Origin of the sequence: Lacticaseibacillus suilingensis, from assembly GCF_016861845.1 — a bacterium.
In the GTDB taxonomy this organism is placed as follows: domain Bacteria; phylum Bacillota; class Bacilli; order Lactobacillales; family Lactobacillaceae; genus Lacticaseibacillus; species Lacticaseibacillus suilingensis.
Window position 1 is genome coordinate 1 of the sequence record NZ_BOLV01000063.1, and the last position, 1,261, is coordinate 1,261.

Annotated in this window: 1 protein-coding gene; it reads left to right on the forward strand. The window is 51.4% G+C overall.

Features of this window, described 5'->3' with window-relative positions:
* Window positions 1-122: 122 nt before the first annotated feature.
* Window positions 123-1,175, forward strand: coding sequence for an IS30 family transposase (locus tag JUF11_RS13080; RefSeq protein ID WP_010620018.1), 1,053 nt, complete (start codon window positions 123-125; stop codon window positions 1,173-1,175).
* Window positions 1,176-1,261: the final 86 nt, after the last annotated feature.

Below are 1,261 nucleotides of genomic sequence, written 5' to 3' on the forward strand. Positions count from 1 at the left end.
CGCGCATTTTAGAATCAAGTTAGCCACTGTCTCAAAATTTTTTGGACAATAAAAAACATCAAGAACAGATATCCTGTATCATTGAAGTTCCTACACAAACAATGGAAGAGGATATTGTCTTGATGCAGAAACAGGATAGCACACACCGCCAAAAAGGTCAGCACTTAACATCACTCGAGCGCGGAAAAGTGGCCGGATTCCGCCAAGCTGGGAAGTCCAATCGTTGGATTGCTGCTGAAATTGGCGTCTGCCCGCAGACCATTAATAATGAAATCAAGCGAGGTACAGTAGATCAGGTCAAGAAGAGTAATGGCAAGCGCGTCTACCATCGACAATACCTGCCAGAGGCTGCTCAGGCACGTTACGAGACTGCACGCTTGAGCTGCCATCGTCCTGACAAGTTCGCCAGCGTACAGGTCTTCTTAGCCTGGTACGTACAGCGAGCTAAGCAGGACAAATGGTCGCCGGATGCTTCAATCGGCTATGCCAAGCGACACAAGCTGTTTACTCCTGAAGAGCTTGTTTGTGCCTCGACTTTGTACCAGTACATTGACGACCAACGCCTAGAGATTCGAAATATCGACCTGTTGGAGAAGACTAAGCGGAAGACCTCTCACCAGCACCACACCAAGGCTAAGCGCCTGGCTGGCCGCAGTATCGAGGAACGGCCTAAGGTCGTTGAACGACGCAGGCAGTTCGGTCACTGGGAGATGGATACCATTGTCGGTAAACGCAATGGCAAGGAGAGCGTCATCTTGACTCTGATTGAGCGCAAGACCCGTTGCCAACTTCTCCGCTTGATCGAAGGACGAGATGCAGACTCTGTGAGCTATGCATTGCGTGGAATCAAGCGCGAATGGGGAGCTTGCATCAAGACCATCACAGCCGACAACGGACCCGAGTTCACCGCCTTAAATACTGCTTTTGCTGGGACGGAAACTGAGATCTTCTACGCCCATCCTTACACGTCCTGCGACCGTGGCACCAACGAGGCACATAACCGGATGATCCGCCAGGACTTCCCTAAGGGCATGTCCCTAGATGACATTAGCCCTAGTCAAGTGCAGGCCACGCAAGACCGCTTGAATCAGTTGCCTCGCAAACAACAGGGCTACTGCACACCCCAGCAAAACTTTGAGGCCGAAGCTCGGCGCGTTCGCCGCATGGCCCAGTAGTCTCTCTAGCGCCACAACTTCTATTTGATAACGGCCTGTTCTGGGATTGTCCTCAACGACTGGCTAACTTGTTCTTGCAATTTACG

What these genes read in the sequence shown, in the direction of transcription:
- JUF11_RS13080 (WP_010620018.1), top strand. Translation starts at nt 123, where the DNA reads ATGCAGAAACAGGATAGCACACACCGCCAAAAAGGTCAGCACTTAACA.